Origin of the sequence: Streptomyces neyagawaensis (assembly GCF_023516595.1) — a bacterium.
GTDB lineage: Bacteria > Actinomycetota > Actinomycetes > Streptomycetales > Streptomycetaceae > Streptomyces > Streptomyces neyagawaensis.
In genome coordinates this window covers 18874-42140 of record NZ_JAMGBG010000039.1, presented here as the reverse complement: position 1 = coordinate 42140, position 23267 = coordinate 18874, and the positions used below count along the sequence as shown (strand labels likewise).

The following is a 23267-nucleotide window of genomic DNA, read 5'->3' as shown; positions in this document are numbered from 1 at the left end:
CCCTCTCGGTCACCCCTGCCGCGGCCTCGTCGTCCCCGGCCGCCCTTTGTGCCTCCGGCCGCTCCCAGGTCGGTACCCAGGTCCCCCAGTGCCTCAGAACCCTCTTTCGCCCCCTCCTCGGCAGGCGTGACACGGGCCCGGATGGTTACTCGCACAGCTATGGCCGACGAACGCATCAGCCCCGCTCGCAACGAGACGCCTCTCGAGCGGGCCGACCGCAACTTCTCCGAGTTGCTGCAGGAGCTGCGGGTCACCCAGACGGGGGTGCAGATCCTCTTCGCGTTCCTGCTGACGCTGGCCTTCACCCCGCGTTTTCCGGACCTGGACTCGTTCCAGCGCGGCACCTACGTCACCACACTGCTGCTGGCGGTCCTCGCGGCGGCCCTCTTCACCGCCCCGGCCGCCCTGCACCGCTCGCTGTTCCAGCAGAACGCCAAGCCCACCATCGTCCGGGTCTCGTCCAGGCTGGCCGGCGTCGGCCTGGGAGTGCTCATGCCGGCCTTCGCGGGATCGGTCCTGCTCGTCGTGGACGTGACACTCGGCCGGGCCGCGGGCCTCACCGCCGGCGGTGGCACGCTCGTGGGCTGTCTGCTGCTGTGGGGCCTGCTGCCGAGGCTGGTGGGACGCTCCGTCCGCGGGAACCGCACACCGCCCGCGCCGCGCCCCAGCGGGACGGTCCCCGCTCCTCAGGGGCGGGACTCCGTCAGGGCTCCTGCGAACCGCCTGCCCTGACCGGCTGCACGGGGACGGCCCACGGAAGCTCGATCGCCACCGTCTTGCCGCCCTCCCGCGTGGGTCTGACGCTCAGCCGCCCACCGCACTCGGCGGTCAGCCAGCGGATGATGACCATGCCCCGCCCGTTGTCCTGCTGGACGGCGGCGGGCAGACGTTTCGGGAAGCGCGGATGACTGTCGGTGACGCCGATGTGCAGATGCTCGTCACGGTCGAGGACGAGGTCCACGGTGAACGTGGGTGACTGACCGAAGGTGTGCTGAACGGCGTTGGTGGCGAGTTCGGACACGATCAGGCGCACGGTGTCCGCGATGTCCGTGTCCCTCGGCAGGCCCCATTCGGCCAGCACGGTGGCGACGTATCTCCGGGCCGCGGACACCGAGGCGGGATCGCTCGGCAGAGTGACGGATGCTTCCTGGTGATCTGCCATGGCGGTGCGTCCCTTTCCCACGGGACCGATGTCCGACTGGGAGCGGATGACTCGAGTACGGTCCCGGACTGGTGCTTCGCGCCAGACTGCCACTACCTGGGCCGTCACGGGTGGCGATCCACCAAGATATGCATATATCTGTCGCTCGAAGCGGTGAACTCTCCGACGGCCGACCGTATTCGAGGGGCCCCTCGGGCCATCCTCTACCGTCACCCGACTTCCCGCGCCGGGCGGAAGGAGACACCCATGCAATACGGTCCGGCGGTGCGCCGCCGCAAGCTCGGCGCCGAGTTGCGCCTCCTGCGCACCCGCGTCGGCATCACCAGCATCGAGGCCGCCCGTCTCGTGGGCTGGCACCAGTCGAAGGTGAGCCGCATCGAGACGGGCGCCAGCGGGGTGAAGCCCGCGGACGTCCACCGGCTGCTGGACGCCTACGCGATCGACGACACGGAGTTACGGGAACTGCTGATGGCGCTGGCGGGCTCCGAGGACGGGGGCGGACGGCACAACTGGTGGCACGCGTACCGAGGGGTGCTGCCGCCGACGTACCGGGACTTCATCAGCCTGGAGTCGCAGGCGAGCGGGATGCGCACCCTGGAGACCTCGGTCGTGCCGGGCCTGCTGCAGACCCCCGAGTACGCACGGGCGGTGACGCGGGCCGCGGTGGAGGGGCTGGAAGACGACAAAATCGACGCGCTCGTGGAAGTGCGGCTCGCGCGGCAGGACGTTCTGCGCGGGCGTCCCCCGATGGAGCTGAGCGCCGTGCTCGACGAGGGCGTTCTGCGACGTGAGGTGGGCGGACCCGAGGTCATGGCCCATCAGCTGGAGCGGTTGATCGAAGCGGCGCGTCTGCCTCAAGTGAGGCTGCAGGTGCTGCCGTTCACTGCCGGGGCGCACATCGGCATCACCGGTCCTTTCGTAATCTTCTCATTTCGAAGCACTTCCGATCTGGACGTGGTTGTTCTGGACCACTTGACGAGTAGCCTCTACCTCGAACGGAAAGAAGACCTCAGGGCTTATGTCGAGGCCTTCAACACCCTTCAGATCCACGCCCTTTCGCCCGAGGACTCGTTGGATTACATCGCCGGACTGGCTCAGGGCTAGCTTCCGGCGCGTAAGGAGGCACCATGTCAGCTCTGCCTCGGAACGTACCCACCAGTACCGCGCTACACGGTGTGCGCTGGCTGCGCAGCAGCCGCAGCACGGGGATGAACAACTGTGTGGAAACGGCCCGTCCCGGGTCCGGCCGACTGGCCGGACTGGTGGCCGTGCGCGACTCGAAGAACACGGCCGGGCCCGCCCTGCTGTTCACCCCCGAGGCATGGGAGGGATTCGTCACCACACTTCGGTGAGCACCACCGACCGCACCACCGGTTCCGCTTCTGGCGACACACGGCCGCGACGCCGACTCACGGTCGCGTATCGCCGATGATGCCCACGGCTCGGTCGATCTGCGCCTCGGTGAGATCCGCCCGGGCGGTCAACCGCAGCCTGGAGATGCCGTCGGGCACGGACGGTGGGCGGAAACAGCCGACGGCGAGACCCGCCGCCCGGCAGTCCGCCGCCCACCGCACCGCCTGATCCGGAGACGGCGCCCGCACGGACACCACGGCGGCGTCGGGCCGCACCGCTTCATGGCCCGACGCCGTCAGCCGTGTGTGCAGCGCCCGAGCCACCTCACGGGCCCGGGCGGCCCGCTCCGGCTCACGGCGCAGCAGTCTGAGCGCGGCGAGGGCGGCGCCCGTCGCAGCCGGGGCGAGCCCTGTGTCGAAGATGAACGTCCGGGCCGCGTTGACCAGGTGGTCGATCACCTTCGCCGGTCCGAGGACGGCACCGCCCTGGCTGCCCAGCGACTTCGACAGGGTGACCGTCACGACGACGTCCGGCGCCCCGGCCAGCCCCGCCGCATACGGCGCGCCCCGGCCGCCGTCGCCCAGCACGCCGAGCCCGTGGGCGTCGTCCACGACGAGCCCGGCGCCGTACGCGCGGCACGCGGCGGCCAGTCCGGCCAGCGGGGCGGCGTCGCCGTCCACCGAGAACACCGTGTCGGAGACCGCGATCGCGGGTCCCTTGGCCGTGCCGAGCGCCTTGCGGACCGCGTCCGGGTCGGCGTGCTCGACGACCTGCGTGGTCCCGCGTGCGAGTCGGCAGCCGTCGATCAGGGAGGCGTGGTTGCCCGCGTCGGACACGACCAGCGAGCCGTGCGGGGCGAGCGCGGTGACGGCGGCGAGGTTGGCGGCGTAGCCGGAGGAGAAGACGAGGGCGGCCTCGAAGCCGCAGAAGGCGGCCAGTTCGCGCTCCAGCTCGCCGTGGAGTTCGGTGGTGCCGGTGACGAGCCGGGAGCCGGTCGCCCCGCCGCCCCAGGTGCGTGCCGCGTCGGCCGCGCCCTCGATGATCTCGGGGTGGTGGGCCAGCCCCAGGTAGTCGTTGCTCGCGAGGTCGAGCAGGGGCGAGTCGGCGGGGCGGGGGCGCAGGGTCCGTACGAGCCCGGCGCGGCGGCGCGCCGACGCCTGCTCGTCGATCCAGCCGAACGCCATGAGTCCTCCGGGGGTCGCGTGGGCAGCCCTCGGCGCCGGTGCTGTCATCGGGCAGCGCGGCGGGGGCTTTTGTAGGCAGTGCACAGACACTAACGGGACGGCCGGTCGCCCACGATGTGGCGATACCCACACGTCGATCCGACTCTGTTGTCCGAAGTCTCCTTGGCCGGGAGCGGTCCGGTAGGACAGGATCGGCTCTCATGGACCTGCTGAACACGCTGGTGGACAAGGGGCTCCGGCGCGAGCCGCTGAGCCGTGCCGAGGCGCTCGCCGTTCTCGGCACCTCCGACGACGACCTGCTCGACGTGGTGGCCGCGGCCGGAAAGGTGCGCAGGCACTGGTTCGGGCGACGGGTGAAACTGAACTATCTCGTCAACCTGAAGTCCGGGCTGTGTCCCGAGGACTGCTCGTACTGCTCCCAGCGGCTCGGCTCGACGGCCGGGATCCTCAAGTACACCTGGCTGAAGCCCGACGAGGCGTCGAAGGCCGCCGCGGCCGGTCTCGCCGGCGGTGCCAAGCGGGTGTGTCTGGTGGCGTCCGGGCGCGGCCCGACGGACCGTGACGTCGACCGGGTCGCGGGCACCATCAAGGCCATCAAGGAGGAGAACGAGGGCGTCGAGGTGTGCGCCTGTCTGGGTCTGCTCTCCGACGGTCAGGCCGAACGGCTGCGCGAGGCGGGCGCGGACGCCTACAACCACAACCTCAACACGTCGGAGTCGACGTACGGGGAGATCACGACCACCCACACGTACGCCGACCGGGTGGACACCGTGCAGAAGGCGCACGCGGCGGGTCTGTCGGCGTGCTCGGGTCTGATCGCGGGCATGGGCGAGACCGACGAGGACCTCGTCGACGTCGTCTTCTCGCTGCGTGAACTGGACCCGGACTCGGTGCCGGTCAACTTCCTGATCCCGTTCGAGGGCACCCCGCTGGCCAAGGAGTGGAACCTCACGCCCCAGCGGTGCCTGCGGATCCTCGCCATGGTGCGGTTCGTCTGCCCGGACGTCGAGGTGCGCATCGCGGGTGGCCGCGAGGTGCATCTGCGGACGATGCAGCCGCTCGCGCTGCACCTGGCCAACTCGATCTTCCTCGGCGACTACCTCACCAGCGAGGGCCAGGCCGGCAAGGCCGACCTGGAGATGATCGCGGACGCCGGGTTCGAGGTGGAGGGCGCCGACCAGGTCACGCTGCCGGAGCACCGGGCGGCCGGGGGCGGCTGCGGGTCCCACGAGAGCGCCGGGTGCGGTGCCCACGAGGGCGGCGGCTGCGGGTCCCACGACAGCGGTGGCGGGTGCGGGTCGCACGAGGGGGGCGGCGTCTGCGGGTCCGCGGCCACCACCTCCTCCACGGCGGCCCCGCAGGCGGGCGAGGCCCGGACGGATCTGGTCGCCGTGCGGCGTCGGGGTGCCGGAACGGATCTCGCGCCCAATGCCTGAGGGGCCCGACCCGAGCGTGGCCGAGCTGCTGGACCTCGACCGGCGGCATGTGTGGCATCCGTACGGTCCGATGCCGGGCCGGGTGGACCCGCTCGTCGTGGAGTCGGCGAGCGGGGTCCGGCTGCGGCTCGCCGACGGCTCGGGCGAACTCGTCGACGGCATGTCGTCCTGGTGGTCTGCCATCCACGGCTACAACCACCCGGTGCTCAACGAGGCCGCGCGCGAGCAGCTCGGCCGGATGAGCCATGTGATGTTCGGCGGGCTCACCCATGAGCCCGCCGTACGACTGGCGAAGCGCCTTGTCGACATGTCGCCCGATGGTCTGGAGCATGTGTTCCTCGCCGACTCGGGTTCGGTGTCGGTCGAGGTCGCCGTCAAGATGTGCCTGCAGTACTGGCGTTCGCTCGGCCGTCCCGGCAAGCAGCGCCTGCTCACCTGGCGCGGCGGCTACCACGGGGACACCTGGCAGCCCATGTCGGTGTGTGACCCCGAGGGCGGGATGCACGAGCTGTGGCAGGGCGTGCTGCCGCGGCAGGTGTTCGTCGAGGCGCCGCCGGCGGAGTACGACGAGGCGTACGCGGAGCGGTTGCGCTCGGCGATCGAGCGGTACGCCGACGAACTGGCCGCGGTGATCGTGGAGCCGGTGGTGCAGGGCGCGGGCGGGATGCGGTTCCACTCCCCCGCGTATCTGCGGGTGCTGCGCGAGGCGTGCGACGCGCACGACGTGCTGCTGGTGTTCGACGAGATCGCGACCGGGTTCGGCCGGACGGGCGCGCTGTTCGCGGCGGAGCACGCGGCGGTGACGCCGGACGTGATGTGCGTGGGCAAGGCGCTGACTGGCGGATATCTGACGATGGCCGCGACGCTGTGCACGGCACGGGTGGCCGACGGGATCTCGCGGGGCGAGGTGCCCGTGCTCGCCCACGGGCCGACGTTCATGGGCAATCCGCTGGCCGCGTCCGTGGCGCTCGCCTCGATCGAGCTGCTGCTGGGGCAGGACTGGCTCGCGGAGGTCCGGCGGATCGAGGCGGGACTGCGGGAGGGGCTGGCCCCGGCGCTCGACGTGCCGGGGGTGAAGGACGTCCGGGTCCTCGGCGCCATCGGTGTCGTCCAGCTCGACCACGCGGTGGACATGAGGGCGGCGACGGCGGCCGCGGTGCGCGAGGGCGTGTGGCTGCGGCCGTTCCGCGACCTCGTGTACACGATGCCGCCGTACGTCACCGGTGACGAGGACGTGGCACGGATCGCGCGCGCGGTGTGCGCGGCGGCACGGGAGGGATGACATGGCGATCCTGGTGGTGACGGGGACGGGCACGGAGGTCGGCAAGACGGTCGGCACGGCGGCCGTCGCAGCGGTGGCGGCGGCCGCCGGCCGGTCCGTGGCGGTGCTCAAGCCCGCGCAGACCGGGGTACGGCCGGACGAGCGCGGCGACGCGGACGAGGTGGTGCGGCTCGCCGGGGACTCCGTCGCCGCGCACGAACTCGCCCGCTACCCGGAGCCGCTGGCCCCCGCGACGGCCGCCCGGCGGTCCGGGCTGGCCCCGGTCCACCCCGAGGAGGTCGCCGAGGCGGCGGCGAAGCTGGAGACCGACCACGACCTGGTCCTGGTCGAGGGCGCGGGCGGCCTCCTGGTCCGCTTCGACGAGGCGGGCGGCACGCTGGCGGACACGGCGCGGCTGCTCGGCGCGCCGGTACTGCTGGTCGCCTCGGCCGGGCTGGGCACGCTCAACACGACCGAGCTGACGGCCCGCGAACTCGCCACGCGGGAGGTTCGGCTGATGGGCGTCGTCATCGGCAGCTGGCCGAAGGCACCGGATCTGGCGTCCCGTTGCAATGTGGCGGACCTGCCGGTGGTGGCGGGAGCGCCGCTGCTGGGGGCGGTGCCGGAGGGCGCGGGCGCGCTGTACCCGGCCGAGTTCCGGGCGGGGGCGGGCGGTTGGCTGGCGCCGGCGTTGGGCGGCACGTGGGACGCGGCGGCCTTCGCGGCGCGGGAGACCGTGTAACGGTCGGCCCTCTTGGAATGGCCCCCGGCGCTGTCGGCTGTGCCCACCCGTTCCGCCCTGCGGAACGACTGCCCACAGCGGTGACAGGAGGTCACGGCAGCGGTGGCTCGGTATGACGATGGCGGCTCGGTGCGACGGTGGCGGGGTTCAGTTCGCCGTTTCTCCCAGCAGGCGCACCAGTTCGATGCGGGATCTGATGCCCAGGCGGGCGAAGACGCCGCGGAGGTGGTGGTCGATCGTACGGGGGCTCAGGAGGAGGCGGGCGGCGATCTCCCGGTTCGTGGCGCCGTCCGCGGCCATGCGGGCGATGGTCAGTTGCTGGGCCGTGAGCCGGCCGGTGAGGTCGTCGGGGCCCTGGGCGGCGGGTGCCCTCTCGCCGAGGGCGCGGAGTTCGGCGCGGGCCTGGTCGGCGCAGTGGGGCGAGCCGAAGTGGTCGAAGGCCTCCAGCGCGCTGTGCAGCCGGTCGCGGGCCTCGGTGCGGTTGCGGAGTCGCCGCAGCGCGCTGCCGAACAACAGTTCCGTGCGGGCCCGTTCGAAGTCACGGGTGCCGGAGGCGTGCAGATCGAGCGCGGCCCGGTAGTGCTCCACGGCCTCCTCCCCCGTCGCGAGCAGCGCCCGGCAGCGGGCGCTGAGGGCGAGGTCGTCGGCGCTGCGGACGGTGCGGGCCCAGTGGTCGTAGTCGGCGTGCGCGGAGCGGGCCACTCGGGTGTCGCCGGTGCGGACGGCGGCCTCGACGTAGTGCGGGGTGGCGAGGTGGCGGATGGCCCGGTGCCCGTGCCCGGGGCCGAATCCGGCGAGCGCGCGCAGGCGGGCCGCCGAGGCGGCGTAGCGGCCGGCGGCGAGGTCGAGGAAGGCGAGGGCGTACCTGGCGAGCGCGGCCGGGAGTCCGAGGCCCCGTTCCAGCGCGTGGGCGCGGGCGGACTCGGCGCGCTCCCGGCACACCTGCTCGTCCCCCGTGACGGCCGCGAACATCGCGAGGGCGGCCTGAAGATGGCAGGCCCCGTTGTCCTGCCCGGTGGCGTACGCCTGCCGCAGGGCCTCCACGGCGGCGGCCTCGGCGGCCCTGGGGCGCCCGGTCCAGAACTCGGCGTACGCCCGGAACTCCATGGCCTGCGGCACGGTCACCGTCTCGCCCCTGGCGCGGGCGGAGGCGGCGGCGCGGGCGGTGGCGGTGAACGCGCGGGTGTGGTCGCCGAGCAGCAGGGCGGCGATCCCCGCGTGGATCAGCGCGGTGGGGTCGCCGCCGGGGCCGCAGCGGCCCGCCGCGGCTTCGAGGACGTCGCGGGCGTCGTCGTAGCGTCCCTCGAACGCGGCGGCCAGCGCGCCGAGGGTGCTCGGCGGCAGGATGCCGAGCCGGTCGGCGACGGCGGCGGCCTCCCGGCAGCGGCGCAGGTCCCCGGTGTAGATGGCGGCCTCGGTGGCCCGTGCCAGCAGATGGGCGGCCGTGTCCGGGTCGTGGTCGCCGCCGTGCCGGACGGTGGCGGTGAGCAGGGCGTCGAAGGCCTCGGAGGCGTTGCCGGAGCGGAGGGCGAGGAGGCCGGCGAGGGCGTCGTCGTCGGTGGCGGCGACGAGTCGGCGGGCCCGGTCGCCGTCGCCCGACTGCCAGGCCTCCGCCGCCGCCCGCGCGAGCAGGGGCATGCGTTCGGCGGGGTCGGGGGTGAGGGCGGCGGCGCGTTCGGCGAGGGCGGAGGCCAGCGCGGGCTCCCCGATGGCACGTGCCACCTTCGCCGCGAGCCGGAGTTCGGCGGCGAGCCGGCGGCTGGGGCCGAGGGCGGTGGCGGCCCGGTGCCAGGAGCGTCCGGGTCTCTCGCCCTCGCCGCTGAGGACTCCGGCGAGCAGGCGGTGGGCCGCGCGGCGGTCGGCCGTGGAGGCGGACTCGTAGACGGCGATACGGGTCCAGGCGTCCCGGAAGACGACGCCCTGGGCCGTGGTGTCCGCGATGCCCGCCGCCTCGGCCGCGTCGAGGAGCCGGGTGTTGAGTCCGGCGGCCGTGACGGCCCGCTCGTAGGCGTGGGTCGGGATCGGGTACTGGTCGGCCGCGGCGAGGAGCAGCAGGAAGCGGGTGTCGTCGGGCAGGGCCCGTACGTCCCGCCGGTGGGCCCGTAGCAGGGCCGGGGCGAGCGCGAACGGCTCGGCGGGCAGCGGGTCGAGCCCGATGGCCTGGCGCGGGGTCAGGGCGGCGGCGAGTTCGGCGGCGGCGCGCGGATCGCCGTGGGCGGCGTGCAGCAGACGTACGCGCACGCCTTCGGACAGCAGTGGCGCGGGCACGCCTTCGGGTGGCGTCGGCGCGGCGGCCGATGCCGTGTTCGGGCTCGGCCGCGTGGTCCTGGGGGGCGGTGGCGAGCGATGCGGAAGTCGTGGGGGGTTCACCGGAGTCACCACACTCATCACGTTACTTGCGAGTTAACCGACCAGTAAAGACCGGCGATTTCACCGATGCGGCGCGCGTAGACCCCGCTGACACTCCTGACGAACCCCACCCGTTTCAGGAGGCTCCATGCATCGCCGCATGCGCCGTATCGCCACGGCCCTCGCGACCGTGACCAGCACGCTCCTGCTGTCCCTGACCTTCTCCGCGGCCCCCGCCCGGGCCGCGACCCACAACCCGGTCGTCTTCGTGCACGGTCTGAGCAGTTCGTCCAGCAGCTGGGACGACTGGATCGCGTACTTCAAGGCGGACGGTTACGCCGCCTCGGAGCTCCACTCCTGGTCGTACGACTGGGGCCAGTCGAACGCCACGACGGCGGCGCAGCTGAAGACGAAGATCCAGAGCGTGCTCGCCTCGACGGGCGCCTCCAAGGTCGACGTGGTCGTCCACTCGATGGGCGCGCTCAGCTCCCGCTACTACCTGAAGAACCTCGGCGGGACGGCGTACGTCGACGACTTCGTCTCCACGGCCGGCGTCAACCACGGGACGACCGTGGCGGGTTGGTGTCGCTGGCTGTACACCTCGTGTGCCGAGATGTACACCGGCAGCTCGTTCCTGACCTCGCTCAACTCAGGTGACGAGACGCCGGGCAGTGTGTCGTACGCCAGCTACTGGTCGAACTGCGACGACGCGCTCACCCCGGACACCACCGCGATCCTGAACGGGGCCACGAACGTCGAGGTCGGCTGTATCTCGCACGACGAGATGAACAACGACCACGGCGTCTACGAGCAGGTGCGGAACTTCATCGCCTGACGGCCGGCATCGCGGAACACCGCCCGCCGTACGACCGGTGCCCGTCGCGCGACCTCCTCCCCAGGGCCGCGCGGCGGGCGCCGTCGTGTCCGCCTCTCGGCGCGGGACGGGTGAGCCGGTCCCCGACGGGGGACAATCCGGGTATCTGTCGTCCTCCTCGGGAGGTCCGTCATGGTCCGTGCCGGCCTGGACGCCGTGCGCCATCCCCTGTTCGCCCGGTTCTACGCCCGGCTGAGTGTGTCGGCGGAGCCGATGGTCGGCCCGTTGCGCGACGAGTTGCTCGCCGGGCTCTCGGGGCGGGTCATCGAGATCGGCGCCGGCAACGGCCTGAACTTCGCGCACTACCCGCGTACGGTCGCGGAGGTCGTGGCGATCGAACCGGAGCGCTCCCTGCGGAAGTTGGCCCTGGAGGCGGCGCTGCGCGCCGATGTGCCGGTGGATGTCGTGCCGGGCGCGGCGGAGGCCCTGCCGGTCAAGAGTGAGGCGTTCGACGCTGCCGTGGTGTCGTTGGTGCTGTGCAGCGTGCGGGATGTGGAGCGTGCGCTGCGGGAGATCCGGCGGGTCCTGCGTCCCGGCGGTGAGCTGAGGTTCTTCGAGCACGGCGGGGGCGGCGGCCGGGTGATGCGCACGACCCGGCGGGCGCTGGACCACACGGTGTGGCCCCTGCTGTTCGGCGGCTGCCATGTGTCCCGCGACCCGTTGGGCGCGATCGGCGCCGCGGCGTTCGAGATCGAGTCGGTCAAGGAGCTGTCCCTGCCGCCGCGGGGCCCGCGCCTGCCCAGCTCGCACCACGTACTGGGCCGGGCCCGGCGCTCCGGCCCGGACGAGGAGGTCGCGGGTTAGGGCCGGCCTACGGAATCCGCTCGGCGGCGTGGCGGCGGGCGGTCGGTCACCGGCTCCACTGGCGCAGTTCCTGGGCGATGTCCTGCACCGTGGCCTCGCCGCTCTTGACGAGTCTGGCCAGTTCACGCACCTGCTCGGCGGAGGTGACGACCTTGACGCCGCTGGCGACGAGGTAGCCGTAGGCGACGGCGGAGGCGAACAGCGCGTTGGAGCGCTCCAGGGCCGGGACGTGCATCAGCAGCTGCAGGAGGGAGGCGGCGCGGGCGTGCGGGGTGTCGTAGACGGGGACGTCGAAGATCTGCGCGTCGTGCCGGGCGACGGCCGCGACGAGGGCGCCCCAGTCGCTGACCTGGGGATCTCCGGGCGTCTTCTGTTCAGCGACCATCAGCAGCCAGGCGAGGTCGATTCTGAGCTGACTCAAGGGATCAGTGACGTCCCTCGCGCCCGCCCCCGGGTTCCCCCGTCGTTTTCGGCGTCGTCCGAGTGGAGGCGCCGTCGAACTCCTCGGCGAAGACCGCCTCGTACTGCTTCATGAAATCGGCCGCGGACTCCACGAAGGTGTGGCCCACCTCTCCGGTGTCCTGTCTGACCAGCTCCTCGATGTACCGGTTGACACTCATCCCGCGCTCCAGGGCTCGCTCCCGGGCGGCTCGCGCCGTGTCCTCGTCCACCCGTACGTTCAGCTGGGTCTTGGCCATGCCTCGACGCTAGCGCCGGAGTGCTAGCACGGCAAGGGCCCTTAGGCGCGCGACACCCATGCCCCTTACACCGACATCGGGTGCCCGACCTGCGACGGAGGCCGCGTCGGACCTGGGAGGGATACCCCGTGTGGACTGGATCACATTAGGCTCGTCCGGGAACGTCTGGAATGCGAACTCGTTCGAGCAGGGAGGCCGTTTTGTCCACTGCTGCCGCTGAGCACTCCCTCGGCCGCGCGGAAGCCGACGGTGTCGCCGCCCGCGCCCGGGGCCTGACGAAGGCGTACGGCTCGGGTGAGACGGCGGTGCTCGCCCTCGACTCGGTCGACGTGGACATCACGCGCGGCCGCTTCACCGCGGTGATGGGCCCCTCGGGCTCGGGGAAGTCCACGCTGATGCACTGTCTGGCCGGGCTCGACACCGTGTCGGCCGGGCAGGTGTGGCTCGGGGACACCGAGATCACCGGGCTGAAGGACCGTGAGCTGACCCGGCTGCGCCGGGACCGCATCGGCTTCATGTTCCAGTCGTTCAATCTGATCCCGACGCTGAACGCGGCCGAGAACATCACCCTGCCGATGGACATCGCGGGCCGGAAGCCCGACGAGAAGTGGCTGGACCAGGTCATCGACACGCTCGGACTGCGGAACCGGCTGGGGCACCGGCCGTCGCAGCTGTCCGGCGGCCAGCAGCAGCGGGTCGCCTGCGCCCGCGCCCTCGCCTCCCGGCCCGAGCTGATCTTCGCTGACGAGCCGACCGGCAACCTCGACTCGCGGGCCGGGCTGGAGGTGCTGGGCTTCCTGCGCGAGGCCGTCGACCAGCTGGGCCAGACCGTCGTCATGGTCACCCACGACCCCGGGGCCGCCGCCCACTCCGACCTGGTGCTCTATCTCGCCGACGGACGGATCGTGGACCGGATGGAGCACCCCACGGCCGAGGCGGTCCTCGAACGCATGCGCCTCTTCAGCGGGAGCGGCGCCCAGCCCTCCGGGCTCGACCCGCGCGCCACGGCCGACGGGGCCGGCGCCCCCGCCGACGCCCGCACTGCCGGGACCACCGACCTCGACAAGGACTGAGACCGTGCTGAAGGCGACCCTGCGGAGTTTCCTGGCGCACAAGGGGCGGCTGGTGCTCTCGGCGCTGGCCATCGTCCTGTCCGTGGCGTTCGTCGCGGGCAGTCTGATCTTCTCGGACACGGTCACCCGTACCTTCGACCGCCTCTTCGCCTCCACCTCGGCCGATGTCACCGTCGGCCCGAAGGACGACGACCTGGAGGGGCAGATGCCGTCCGGGGCCGTGGACACCGTTCCCGCCTCGCTCGCGGAGCGGGTCGCGAAGGTCGACGGCGTCGCGGACACCCATGTCGACGCGGCCGTGGAGAACATCACCGTCGTCGACCGGGACAACGAGTCCGTGGGCCCGACGACGGGCGCCCCCACCATCGCGACCAACTGGTACCCCACCGACCGCAGCCCCGTGGAGCTGACCAGCGGCCACGCGCCCGAGGGCCCCGGTCAGGCGCTGCTGGACGCCGACACCGCGAAGAAGAAGAACGTGGCGATCGGTGACACGCTCACCGTGCTCGCCGCACCCGGCTCCTTCAAGGTGAAGATCGTCGGCATCGCCACCTTCACCACCACCAACCCCGGCGCCGCGCTGGTCTTCCTCGACACCCCGACCGCGCAGACCCGGCTGCTGGGCGACCCGGACGCCGCCACGAGCATCTCGGTGACCGCGGCTCCCGGTGTCGGCGACACCCAACTGAAGGAACGGATCGCCGCCGCGCTCGGGCCGGGCACCTACGAGTACCAGACCGCCGACGAGCAGGCCGATTCGGCGGCCGCCTCGCTGGGCGGGTTCCTCGACGTCATCAAGTACGTGATGCTGGGCTTCGCGGGCATCGCGACGCTCGTCGGGGTCTTTCTCATCGTCAACACCTTCTCGATGCTCATCGCCCAGCGCACCCGTGAGCTGGGCCTGCTGCGCGCCCTCGGCGCCGACCGGCGGCAGGTGCGCCGGTCCGTGCTCACCGAGGCGGCGCTCCTCGGCCTCGTCGGGTCGACGCTCGGCCTCGCCGCGGGCATCGCGCTGGCCTTCGGGCTGATCGAGCTCATGGGCGCCTTCGGGATGAACCTCAAGTCCACCGAGATGGTGGTCGGCGTGGGCACGCCGATCGCGGCGTACGTCGTCGGGCTCGGGGTGACCTTCGTGGCGGCGTACCTGCCGGCGCGGCGCGCGGCGACCGTGTCGCCGATGGCGGCGCTCACGGACGCCGAGATCGCCGGGATGGGCCGGCCGCTGCGGACGCGGGCGGTGGTCGGCGCGGTCGTCGGCGCGGCCGGCGCCGCCGCACTCGTCGGGTGCGCGCTGTCGTCGGACACCGGCTCGGCGGCCTCGCTCCTCGGTCTCGGCGTCGTTCTCACCCTGATCGCGACCGTCATCGCGGGCCCGCTCCTGGTGAGGCCCGTGATCCGGGTCCTCGGCGGCGCGTTCCCGGCGCTGTTCGGCTCCGTCGGCCGGATGAGCCAGCGCAACGCCCTGCGCAACCCGCGCCGTACGGGAGCCACGGCCGCCGCGCTGATGGTGGGGCTCGCGCTGGTCGCCGGGATGTCCGTGGCGAGCGCGTCGATGACCAAGTCGTTCGACAATGAGATCGACAAGACGCTGGGCGCGGACTTCGTCGTCCAGAGCCAGAACTTCCGCCCGTTCCCCCAGGAGGTCACCGACAAGGTCCGTGACACCGAGGGTGCCGGCCTCGTCGTACGGCAGCGGTTCGCGCCCGTCGCCGTACGGCTGCCGGACGGCAAGCGGATCGAGACCACCGCCGCCGCCTACGACCCCCGGCTCGACGAGGTCGCGAACGTCACCTACGCCGAGGGCGACAGCGGCGCCGCGCTCGCCGACGGCGCCCTCGGCATGGACGTGGACTTCGCCCGCGAGCACGACGTGACGATCGGCGACACGGTCCCGGTGCGGTTCCCGGGCGGGAAGGACGCCGAGCTGAAGGTCGCCGCGCTCACCGACCAGGACACCGCCGACGGCTTCGGGATGCAGGGCGGCCTCTTCTTCGGGACGGGCACCGTCGAGCGGTACGTGCCCGAGGGCCAGGACTCGGCGCTGTACGTGAACGCCGCCTCCGGGGTCGGCGCCGACCAGCTGCGCGCGAACCTGGAGCGGACGCTGGACGCGTACCCCCAGGTCCAGGTGCGGGACCAGGCCGACTACAAGGAGCTGGTCCGCGGCCAGATCGCCGTGCTGCTGTACCTGGTGTACGCGCTGCTCGGCCTCGCGATCGTGATCGCCGTGCTCGGCGTGGTGAACACCCTCGCCCTGTCGGTGGTCGAGCGCACCCGGGAGATCGGGCTGCTGCGCGCGATCGGCCTGGGCCGGCGGCAGTTGCGGCGGATGATCCGGCTGGAGTCGGTGGTGATCGCCGTGTTCGGCGCTGTCCTCGGGCTGGCGCTGGGACTGGTGTGGGGGGTGTGCGTGCAGCAGGTGCTGGCGCTCCAGGGCATGAAGGCACTGGCGATCCCGTGGGGCACGGTCGTCGCCGTGGTGATCGGCTCGGCGGTGGTGGGGGTGGTGGCCGCCCTGCTGCCGGCGCTGCGGGCGTCGCGCATGAATGTGCTGGCGGCGATCGCGCACGAGTGACCGTCCGGAGGGGCCGCGGGCCGGGCGGCCAGGCGGCCAGGCGGCCAGGCGAGCCTATGCCGCGGCCGAGCGTGCGGGGGCCCGCAGGCCAGGCTTGCGAGGGTCCGCAGGCCGGGCGTGCTGGCAGCGAGCGCGCCCGGGTGGTGTACTCGCCGGGACACACAGGCTCAAATCCCCTGTCGGTGAGGAGAGTTCATGCCGCGCCCGTTCCGTTTCGGAGTCAACCTGCTCAATCCGACCTCGGCCGAGGAGTGGCGCGCGAAGTGCCGCAGGGCCGAGCGGCTCGGCTACGACGTGATCCTCGTCCCCGACCATCTGGGCATGCCGGCCCCGTTCCCGGCGCTGGTCGCCGCGGCGGAGGCGACCGAACGGCCGCGGGTCGGCACCTTCGTGCTCAACGCGGGCTTCTGGAACCCGGTGCTCCTCGCCCGCGAGGTGGCCACCACGGACGCGCTGACCGACGGACGCCTGGAGCTGGGGCTGGGCACCGGGTACGTGCCGGCCGAGCACGAGAAGGCGGGCCTGCCGTGGGGGTCGCCGCGCGAGCGCGTCGACCATCTCTCCCGGACCATCGCGGAGTTACGGCGGCTCCTCGACTCGGAGGCGCACCAACCGCGCCCCGTGCAGCGGACCGTACCGCTGCTCGTCGGCGCCAACGGCGACCGGATGCTGCGGGTCACCGCCGAGCACGCGGACATCGCGGCGTTCACGGGCGCCCGGCCGGGGGCGGGCGGCACGCTGGAGGCGCTGACGGCGGAGGAGCTGGACGAACGGGTCGGCCGGTACCACGAGTTCGCCGCCGGCCGGGAGGAGCCGGCCGAGCTCAACCTGCTGATCCAGATCGTGGAGTTCACCGAGGACCGCGGCGCCGCCGTACGGCCGTGGCTCGGGCACATCCCGCATCTGAGTGAGGAGCAGGTCCTGCGGCTGCCGCTGGTCCTCGTGGGGACGCTGGACGAGATCGTCGAACAGGTACTGGCGCAACGGAAGCGGTACGGCTTCACGTATCTCACGGTCCTGGAGCCGAACATGGAGGCGTTCGCCCGCGTCATCGAGGCGCTGCGCGGCAGGTGAGGGGAAGGGGACCCTCGCCAGAACGAGGGGCGCGGTGGCGGAAAATCCGTTCGCCGGACAGGCGAGCGCTCTGCTTGGCTCGTCCTATGAGTGATCTTCGCATTCGCTGCGCCGCCCCCTCGGACATCGACACCGTGCTGCGGTTCTGGCGCGACGCCGCGGAAGGAACGAGCATCAGCGACGACCACGACGGAGTGACCCGGCTCCTCACTCGGGACCCCGAGGCGCTGATCCTCGCGGAGCGCGACGGCGTCCTCGTGGGAACCGTCATCGCCGGCTTCGACGGTTGGCGGTGCTCGGCCTACCGGCTGGCGGTGCACCCGGACCGCCGTCGGCAGGGCATCGCCACCGCGCTGCTGGAAGCGGTGGAGCAGCGGTTCGTCGCCCTCGGCGGGCGGCGCGTGGACGCCATGGTCCTGGAGGCCAACGAACAGGCCCACCACACCTGGGCGGCCACCGGGTACCACCGCGAGGACCACTGGCGACGCTGGGTCAAGCCCCTGTAGACACCCGGACGCCCCGGAAGCCCCTGACGCCGCGCGGCGGTGCGCACGGAGCGGCGATGCGCGCCGGCGCGGCAGACGGCTCATGCGCGGCGATCGCCTGGGTACCTGCTCAGGAGGATCGGGGGCGGTGGGTGAACCGCCGCTCGGGCCGAGGAGGCCGACGCGACCGGGACGGCGAGCGCCACTTTGCCGACCCTTTACCATAGGTGGATCAGTGAACCTCTACGGAAAGGTCGTGAGCGTCCGCCCATGGGCGAGCCTCCCAGCAGCCGGCCCGGCGCCCGGCGCGCCCGAGCCGGTGCACGACATCGCGCGATCATCCTGCCCCTGCCGGATCATGGGACGGGGGTGACCCGATGACCGAAGTGCTCCTCCTCCTGGTGGCGGTGCTGCTGTCGCTGGTCTGCGGCGCGTTCGTGGCCGCCGAGTTCTCGCTGACCACCGTCGACCGCGGCCGGCTGGAGCAGGCCGTGGAGCGCGGCGAGCGTGGTGCCGCCGGCGCCCTGAAGGCCGTACGGAACCTGACGTTCCAGCTCTCCGGCGCGCAGCTCGGCATCACCGTCACCAATCTGGTCGTCGGCATGCTCGCCGAGCCGTCCATCGCCAAGCTCATCGCGGGCCCGCTGGAGGCGGTGGGCGTGCCCGCCTCGGCGTCGATTTCCGTCGCCCTGGTGATCGGTACGGCCCTGTCCACGATCGTGCTGATGGTCGTGGGCGAGCTGGTGCCGAAGAACTGGGCGATCTCCTCGCCGCTGTCGGTGGCGAAGAAGGTCGCGAACCCGCAGCGCTGGTTCAGCGCGGCGTTCCGCCCGTTCATCACCCACCTCAACAACTCCGCCAACCGTCTCGTCCGCCTGTTCGGGATCGAGCCCGCCGAGGAGCTGGCCTCCGCGCGTGGCCCCCAGGAGCTGGCAGCCCTCGCCCGGCACTCCGCCAAGGAGGGCGCGCTGGAGCCGGACACCGCCGAGCTGTTCGTGCGGACGCTGAACCTGGCCGACCTGACCGCGCAGAACGTGATGACGCCGCGCGTGCAGGTCATCGCCCTCGACGCCCAGGCGACCTGCGAGGACGTGGCGAACGCCACCCGGGCGACCGGTCTGTCCCGCTTCCCCGTCTATCGGGGCAGCCTCGACTCCGTGGTCGGCACCGTGCACATCAAGGACGTCCTCGCCGTGCCCGCCGAGCGTCGCCTGCGCACCTCCGTGGCGGAGCTGCTGCGCGAGCCGCTGCTCGTCCCCGAGTCACTGACCGTCGACCGGCTCCTCGACCGGCTCTCCGGCAAGCGCACGATGGCCGTCGTGATCGACGAGTACGGCGGCACCGCGGGCGTGGTGACGCTGGAGGACATCGTCGAGGAGGTCGTCGGTGAGGTCCGCGACGAGCACGACCCGCACGAGACACCCGACCTGGCCCCCGTCGGCACCGACGAGGACGGCCGTGAGCTGTACTCGGCGGACGGCGCCGCCCGCACCGACCAGCTCGCCCGCGTCGGGCTCAAGGTGCCGGAGGGGCCGTACGAGACGCTCGCCGGCCTCGTCGCCACCGAGCTGGGTCGTATCCCGGCCGTCGGCGACACCGTCGAGGTCGCCGGCTGGCGGCTCGACGTCGTGGACGCCTCCGGTCGGCGGGCCGCCCGGGTGCTGCTGCACGCACCGGTCGACGCCGGCGACGAGCACGAGGAGGAGACGCGATGACCGCCGTCCAGCTGCTGATCGGCTTCGCGACCCTCGTCGTCAACGCCTTCTTCGTCGGCGCCGAGTTCGCGCTGATCTCGGTCCGCCGCAGCCAGATCGAACCGTACGCCGAACAGGGCGACCGCCGGGCCCGCAGCGTGCTGTGGGGGCTGCGGCACGTGTCGGCGCTGATGGCGGCCGCGCAGCTCGGCATCACCCTGTGCACCCTGGTCCTCGGTGTGGTCGCGGAGCCCGCGATCGAGCATCTGCTGGAGCCCGTATTCCACGCGGTGGGCGTGCCGGAGGGCGCGGGACACCTCATCTCCTTCGTGATCGCGCTGACCCTCGCCACCTATCTGCACATGCTGCTCGGCGAGATGGTGCCGAAGAACATCGCGCTGGCGGAGCCGGTGCGCTCCGCCCTGCTGCTCGGCCCGCCGCTGGTGACACTGTCCCGGGCGCTGCGGCCGGTGATCTTCACGGTCAACGCCTTCGCGAACGCGCTTCTGAAGCTGATGCGCATCGAGACGAAGGACGAGGTGGCGGCGACCTTCTCGGACACGGAGCTGGCCCGGCTGGTCCGCGACTCCACCGAGGCCGGTCTGCTCGACGACCGTGCCCGGGAGCGGCTGCACGACGCGCTCGAACTGGGCCGCAGGCCCGTCCGGGACGTCGTGCTCCCGCTGGAACGCGTCGTCTACGCGCGCGTGGGCGTCACCCCGGAGGAGCTGGAGCGGCTGTCGGCGGAGTCCGGGTTCTCCCGCTTCCCCGTGGTGGACGAGGGGCGCCGGATCGTGGGCTACCTCCACGTGAAGGACGCGCTCGACGCGGCCCCGCGCGACGTGCCCTTCACGATCCGGGACATGCGGCCCATCGCCCGCGTCCGGGAGACGACACCCCTCGACGACGTGCTCACCGCGATGCGCCGCAGCCGTACGCACCTGGCGGCCGTGCTGGGCGCGGACGGACGGCTCGGCGGGATCGTGACCATGGAGGACGTCCTGCGGGAGCTGTTCGGACAGCCGGCGGCCTGACACCGGCGTGGCGCACGGCCTGACACCGCTGCGGGGAGAGGCTGACCGACCGCTGGGTATGTGAAGGCGATAGCATCGGGTACGCCATGCAGACGAACGCCACACACACCCACGACACCCCTCCCCCGTACTCCAGCCTCGTCGCGGTCGGCGACTCCTTCACCGAGGGCATGTCGGACCGGCTGCCCGACGGTTCCTACCGCGGCTGGGCGGATCTCCTCGCGAGCCGGATGGCCGCACGGTCGCCCGGCTTCCGGTACGCCAACCTCGCGGTGCGCGGCAAGCTCATCGGCCAGATCGTCGACGAGCAGGTCGATGTGGCGGCCGCCATGGGCGCGGATGTGATCACGCTGGTCGGCGGTCTGAACGACACCCTGCGCCCGAAGTGCGACATGGGCCGGGTGCGCGGGCTGCTGGAGGAAGCCGTGGAGCGTCTCGCGCCCGCCTGCAAGCAGCTCGTCCTGATGCGCAGCCCCGGCCGCCAGGGCCCGGTGCTGGAGCGGTTCCGGCCGCGCATGGAGGAGCTGTTCGCCTGCGTCGACGACCTGGCCGCCCGGCACGGCGCGCTCGTCGTCGACCTGTACGGCGCGCCCTCGCTGTCCGACCCGCGCCTGTGGGACGTGGACCGGCTGCACCTGACCGCCGAGGGGCACCGCCGGGTCGCCGAGGCCGTGTGGCAGGCCCTCGGACATCCGGCGGAGGACGCCGAGTGGCGTACGCCGATGGCCGCGACTCCGCCGCCCGCCTGGGTCGCCCGGCAGATGGCGCACGCGCGGTTCGCCCGGCAGTACCTGCTGCCGTGGATCGGACGCCGGCTGACGGGCCGCTCGTCGGGCGACGGGCTGCCGGCGAAGCGCCCCGAGTTGCTGCCGTACGAGGGCCCGGCAGCCTAGAGTCGACGGGGGTCCGACGAGGGTCCGGACCGAAGGGAACCGAACGTGACCACGACCGTGATCAACCTGAAGGGCCGTATCCAGGACTTCGGGCCGCGGTTGGAGAAGGCCCCCGACGACGTCGTGTACATCGGCCGCCGCTGGACCATGGGCCACTGGGACCTGCCGCAGCACCCGCTGTACAACCCGTTCCAGCCCGACACGGACAAGAAGAAGCGGGACGGGACACGGGCCGAGGTCATGGCGAAGTACCGGGAGTACCTGTCGGCCCGGCCCGAGCTGCTGGAGCTGGTCCGGGAGCTGCGAGGCAAGACGCTGGCCTGCTGGTGCGCGCCGGAGCTGTGCCACGGGAACGTCCTGGCCGAGCTCGCCGACGAGCGCTGAGGCAGCCCTCCGGACCCGTCGCCGAGCTTGCCGACGAGCGCTGAGGCGACCCTCAGGACCCGTGCCGACCAGTGCCGAGACCGCCCTCCGCGCCCGTGCCGGGCGGGGCGGCCCCAGCCGCCCCGGGGCTGTGACCGGGCTCTCGTAGGTTCCGACGAGCAGGGCCGCGGCGCTCACCTGCATGAATCGCCAGTAGAATCCGTACACGTGACTTCTGCGCCAGCCAAGCCCCGCATCCCGAACGTCCTCGCCGGACGTTACGCCTCCACCGAGCTCGCCACGCTCTGGTCGCCCGAGCAGAAGGTGAGGTTGGAGCGACAGCTCTGGCTGGCCGTGCTGCGGGCCCAGAAGGACCTCGGCATCGAGGTGCCGGACGAGGCGCTCGCCGACTACGAGCGGGTCCTCGACACCGTCGACCTGGCCTCCATCGCCGAGCGCGAGAAGGTCACGCGGCACGACGTGAAGGCGCGGATCGAGGAGTTCAACGACCTCGCCGGGCACGAGCACGTCCACAAGGGCATGACCTCCCGCGACCTCACCGAGAACGTCGAGCAGCTCCAGATCCGGCTCTCCCTGGAGCTGATGCGCGACCGTACGGTGGCGGTCCTCGCCCGCCTCGGCAAGCTGGCCGGCGAGTACGGCGAGCTGGTCATGGCCGGCCGTTCGCACAACGTGGCCGCGCAGGCCACCACCCTCGGCAAGCGTTTCGCGACCGCCACCGACGAGCTTCTCGTGGCGTACGGCCGGGTCGAGGAGCTGCTCGGCCGCTACCCGCTGCGCGGCATCAAGGGCCCCGTGGGCACCGCCCAGGACATGCTGGACCTGCTGGGCGGGGACGCCACGAAGCTGGCCGAGCTGGAGGACCGGATCGCCCGGCACCTGGGCTTCTCCCAAGCCTTCACCTCCGTCGGCCAGGTGTACCCCCGCTCCCTCGACTACGAGGTCGTGACGGCGCTGGTGCAGCTGGCTTCGGCCCCGTCGTCGCTGGCGAAGACGATCCGGCTGATGGCCGGGCACGAGCTGGTCACCGAGGGCTTCAAGCCGGGCCAGGTCGGCTCCTCGGCGATGCCGCACAAGATGAACACCCGCTCCTGCGAGCGCGTCAACGGCCTCATGGTCATCCTGCGCGGCTACGCGTCGATGACCGGCGAGCTGGCGGGCGACCAGTGGAACGAGGGCGACGTGTCCTGCTCGGTGGTGCGCCGGGTCGCGCTGCCGGACGCGTTCTTCGCGCTGGACGGTCTGCTGGAGACGTTCCTGACGGTGCTCGACGAGTTCGGCGCCTTCCCGGCCGTCGTCGCGCGGGAGCTGGACCGCTACCTGCCGTTCCTCGCGACGACCAAGGTGCTGATGGGCGCCGTGCGCGCGGGTGTCGGCCGCGAGGTCGCCCACGAGGCGATCAAGGAGAACGCCGTCGCCTCGGCCCTCGCGATGCGCGAGCAGGGCGCCGAGCGCAACGAACTGCTCGACAAGCTGGCGGCGGACGAGCGCATCCCGCTGGACCGGGAGCAGCTCGACGCGCTGATGGCGGACAAGCTGTCCTTCACGGGCGCCGCGGCCGACCAGGTCGCCGCCGTCGTCGGCCGGGTCGAGGAGATCGTCAAGCAGCGCCCGGAGGCGGCCGGTTACACGCCGGGAGCGATCCTCTGACGCGCTTCACCCCGCAGGAGCTGGAGGCCGCCCGCGACCGGCTGGTGCCGGACGTGGTCGCGGACGGCCTCCGGGTGCTGTTCTGCGGCATCAACCCGGGGCTGATGACGGCCGCGACCGGCCATCACTTCGCCCGGCCCGGCAATCGCTTCTGGCCGGTCCTGCACCTGTCCGGTTTCACGCCGCGGCTGTTGAAGCCGTCCGAGCAGGGCGAGTTGCCGTCGTACGGGCTCGGCATCACGAACGTGGTCGCCCGGGCGACGGCGCGTGCCGACGAGTTGACGGCGGAGGAGTACGTCGAGGGCGGCCGTCTGCTCACCACGAAGGTGGAGCGGCTGCGGCCGCGGTGGCTCGCGGTGGTCGGTGTGACCGCGTACCGGGCCGCGTTCGGTGACCGCAAGGCCGTGGTCGGTCCGCAAGAGCGGACGATCGGCACGTCCCGGGTGTGGGTCCTGCCCAACCCCAGCGGCCTGAACGCGCATTGGACGGCGGCGACGATGGCCGAGGAGTTCGCCCGGCTGCGGGTGGCGGCGGAGCACTGA

The 23267-nt window shown here is 72.4% G+C and carries 23 protein-coding genes; 18 read left to right on the top strand and 5 right to left on the bottom strand.

The features are described from left to right. Positions 1-159 precede the first annotated feature (159 nt). A complete protein-coding gene (locus M8J73_RS18135) occupies positions 160-732 on the top strand; it encodes a DUF6328 family protein (RefSeq protein ID WP_055542750.1) in 573 nt (190 codons plus the stop codon). Here the strand turns inward: M8J73_RS18135 and M8J73_RS18130 are convergent. Further along, positions 704-1162: an ATP-binding protein gene (locus M8J73_RS18130; RefSeq protein WP_055542751.1), complete on the bottom strand. Its 459-nt coding sequence runs from the start codon at positions 1160-1162 to the stop codon at positions 704-706. The two genes, M8J73_RS18135 and M8J73_RS18130, sit on opposite strands and share 29 nt — an antisense overlap. A 246-nt stretch (positions 1163-1408) precedes the next feature. Between M8J73_RS18130 and M8J73_RS18125 the strand changes: the two genes are divergently transcribed. Together M8J73_RS18125 and M8J73_RS18120 are read left to right on the top strand one after the other, a co-directional pair. After that, entirely contained in the window at positions 1409-2266 is an 858-nt protein-coding gene (locus M8J73_RS18125) for a helix-turn-helix domain-containing protein (protein ID WP_055542752.1), read from the top strand. Positions 2267-2289: 23 nt separating this feature from the next. Further along, the gene (locus tag M8J73_RS18120) at positions 2290-2514 is read left to right on the top strand and encodes a DUF397 domain-containing protein (RefSeq protein ID WP_055542753.1); all 225 of its coding nucleotides are present in this window, start codon (positions 2290-2292) and stop codon (positions 2512-2514) included. Positions 2515-2571: 57 nt separating this feature from the next. On the opposite strand, the gene M8J73_RS18115 is transcribed toward M8J73_RS18120, so the two are convergent. Further along, positions 2572-3699, bottom strand: coding sequence for an 8-amino-7-oxononanoate synthase (locus M8J73_RS18115; RefSeq protein WP_055542754.1), 1128 nt, complete (start codon positions 3697-3699; stop codon positions 2572-2574). Positions 3700-3899: 200 nt separating this feature from the next. Here M8J73_RS18115 and bioB point away from each other — a divergent pair, with 200 nt between their 5' ends. The 3 genes from bioB to bioD are packed head-to-tail and all read left to right on the top strand — an operon-like array spanning position 3900 to position 7138. Next, positions 3900-5135 (top strand): biotin synthase BioB, encoded by a 1236-nt coding sequence (bioB, locus tag M8J73_RS18110; RefSeq protein WP_055542755.1) that lies wholly within the window; start codon positions 3900-3902, stop codon positions 5133-5135. Further along, complete coding sequence (locus M8J73_RS18105; RefSeq protein WP_055542756.1) at positions 5128-6417, top strand: adenosylmethionine--8-amino-7-oxononanoate transaminase; 1290 nt, start codon at positions 5128-5130, stop codon at positions 6415-6417. The genes bioB and M8J73_RS18105 overlap by 8 nt, the downstream gene beginning before the upstream one ends. Before the next feature lies 1 nt (position 6418). Continuing rightward, the gene (gene bioD, locus M8J73_RS18100; protein ID WP_249828801.1) at positions 6419-7138 is read left to right on the top strand and encodes a dethiobiotin synthase; all 720 of its coding nucleotides are present in this window, start codon (positions 6419-6421) and stop codon (positions 7136-7138) included. Positions 7139-7285: 147 nt separating this feature from the next. On the opposite strand, the gene M8J73_RS18095 is transcribed toward bioD, so the two are convergent. Beyond that, positions 7286-9379, bottom strand: a complete 2094-nt coding sequence (locus M8J73_RS18095; protein WP_249828800.1) for a helix-turn-helix transcriptional regulator — start codon at positions 9377-9379, stop codon at positions 7286-7288. Positions 9380-9635: 256 nt separating this feature from the next. On the opposite strand from M8J73_RS18095, the gene M8J73_RS18090 reads away from it, so the two are divergent. Both M8J73_RS18090 and M8J73_RS18085 read left to right on the top strand, forming a co-directional pair. After that, positions 9636-10322 (top strand): esterase/lipase family protein, encoded by a 687-nt coding sequence (locus M8J73_RS18090; RefSeq protein WP_055537474.1) that lies wholly within the window; start codon positions 9636-9638, stop codon positions 10320-10322. 171 nt (positions 10323-10493) lie between these two features. Then, positions 10494-11165, top strand: coding sequence for a class I SAM-dependent methyltransferase (locus M8J73_RS18085; RefSeq protein WP_055537473.1), 672 nt, complete (start codon positions 10494-10496; stop codon positions 11163-11165). A gap of 46 nt (positions 11166-11211) precedes the next feature. Here the strand turns inward: M8J73_RS18085 and M8J73_RS18080 are convergent, their stop codons facing one another. Both M8J73_RS18080 and M8J73_RS18075 read right to left on the bottom strand, forming a co-directional pair. After that, positions 11212-11586, bottom strand: a complete 375-nt coding sequence (locus tag M8J73_RS18080; RefSeq protein ID WP_055537472.1) for a hypothetical protein — start codon at positions 11584-11586, stop codon at positions 11212-11214. A gap of 4 nt (positions 11587-11590) precedes the next feature. Beyond that, the gene (locus M8J73_RS18075) at positions 11591-11863 is read right to left on the bottom strand and encodes a hypothetical protein (RefSeq protein ID WP_055537471.1); all 273 of its coding nucleotides are present in this window, start codon (positions 11861-11863) and stop codon (positions 11591-11593) included. A 200-nt stretch (positions 11864-12063) separates the two neighbouring features. On the opposite strand from M8J73_RS18075, the gene M8J73_RS18070 reads away from it, so the two are divergent. The 10 genes from M8J73_RS18070 to mug all read left to right on the top strand — a co-directional run bounded on the left by M8J73_RS18070 (position 12064) and on the right by mug (position 23267). Continuing rightward, a complete protein-coding gene (locus M8J73_RS18070) occupies positions 12064-12936 on the top strand; it encodes an ABC transporter ATP-binding protein (RefSeq protein WP_055537470.1) in 873 nt (290 codons plus the stop codon). 4 nt (positions 12937-12940) lie between these two features. Then, the gene (locus M8J73_RS18065; protein ID WP_055537469.1) at positions 12941-15511 is read left to right on the top strand and encodes an ABC transporter permease; all 2571 of its coding nucleotides are present in this window, start codon (positions 12941-12943) and stop codon (positions 15509-15511) included. A gap of 195 nt (positions 15512-15706) precedes the next feature. Beyond that, the gene (locus M8J73_RS18060) at positions 15707-16585 is read left to right on the top strand and encodes an LLM class F420-dependent oxidoreductase (RefSeq protein WP_055537468.1); all 879 of its coding nucleotides are present in this window, start codon (positions 15707-15709) and stop codon (positions 16583-16585) included. 86 nt (positions 16586-16671) lie between these two features. Next, positions 16672-17091 (top strand): GNAT family N-acetyltransferase, encoded by a 420-nt coding sequence (locus M8J73_RS18055; protein ID WP_055537467.1) that lies wholly within the window; start codon positions 16672-16674, stop codon positions 17089-17091. A 356-nt stretch (positions 17092-17447) separates the two neighbouring features. Next, positions 17448-18785: a hemolysin family protein gene (locus tag M8J73_RS18050; RefSeq protein ID WP_055537466.1), complete on the top strand. Its 1338-nt coding sequence runs from the start codon at positions 17448-17450 to the stop codon at positions 18783-18785. Further along, positions 18782-19798, top strand: coding sequence for a hemolysin family protein (locus M8J73_RS18045; RefSeq protein WP_055537465.1), 1017 nt, complete (start codon positions 18782-18784; stop codon positions 19796-19798). Before M8J73_RS18050 ends, M8J73_RS18045 begins: the two co-directional genes overlap by 4 nt. Before the next feature lie 86 nt (positions 19799-19884). Beyond that, on the top strand, positions 19885-20691 hold the full coding sequence (locus M8J73_RS18040) for an SGNH/GDSL hydrolase family protein (RefSeq protein ID WP_055537464.1): 807 nt from the start codon (positions 19885-19887) through the stop codon (positions 20689-20691). A 45-nt stretch (positions 20692-20736) separates the two neighbouring features. Further along, positions 20737-21075, top strand: coding sequence for a DUF4326 domain-containing protein (locus tag M8J73_RS18035; protein ID WP_055537463.1), 339 nt, complete (start codon positions 20737-20739; stop codon positions 21073-21075). A 207-nt stretch (positions 21076-21282) separates the two neighbouring features. Next, on the top strand, positions 21283-22725 hold the full coding sequence (gene purB, locus M8J73_RS18030) for an adenylosuccinate lyase (RefSeq protein ID WP_055537462.1): 1443 nt from the start codon (positions 21283-21285) through the stop codon (positions 22723-22725). A 44-nt stretch (positions 22726-22769) separates the two neighbouring features. Further along, entirely contained in the window at positions 22770-23267 is a 498-nt protein-coding gene (gene mug, locus M8J73_RS18025; protein ID WP_055537461.1) for a G/U mismatch-specific DNA glycosylase, read from the top strand.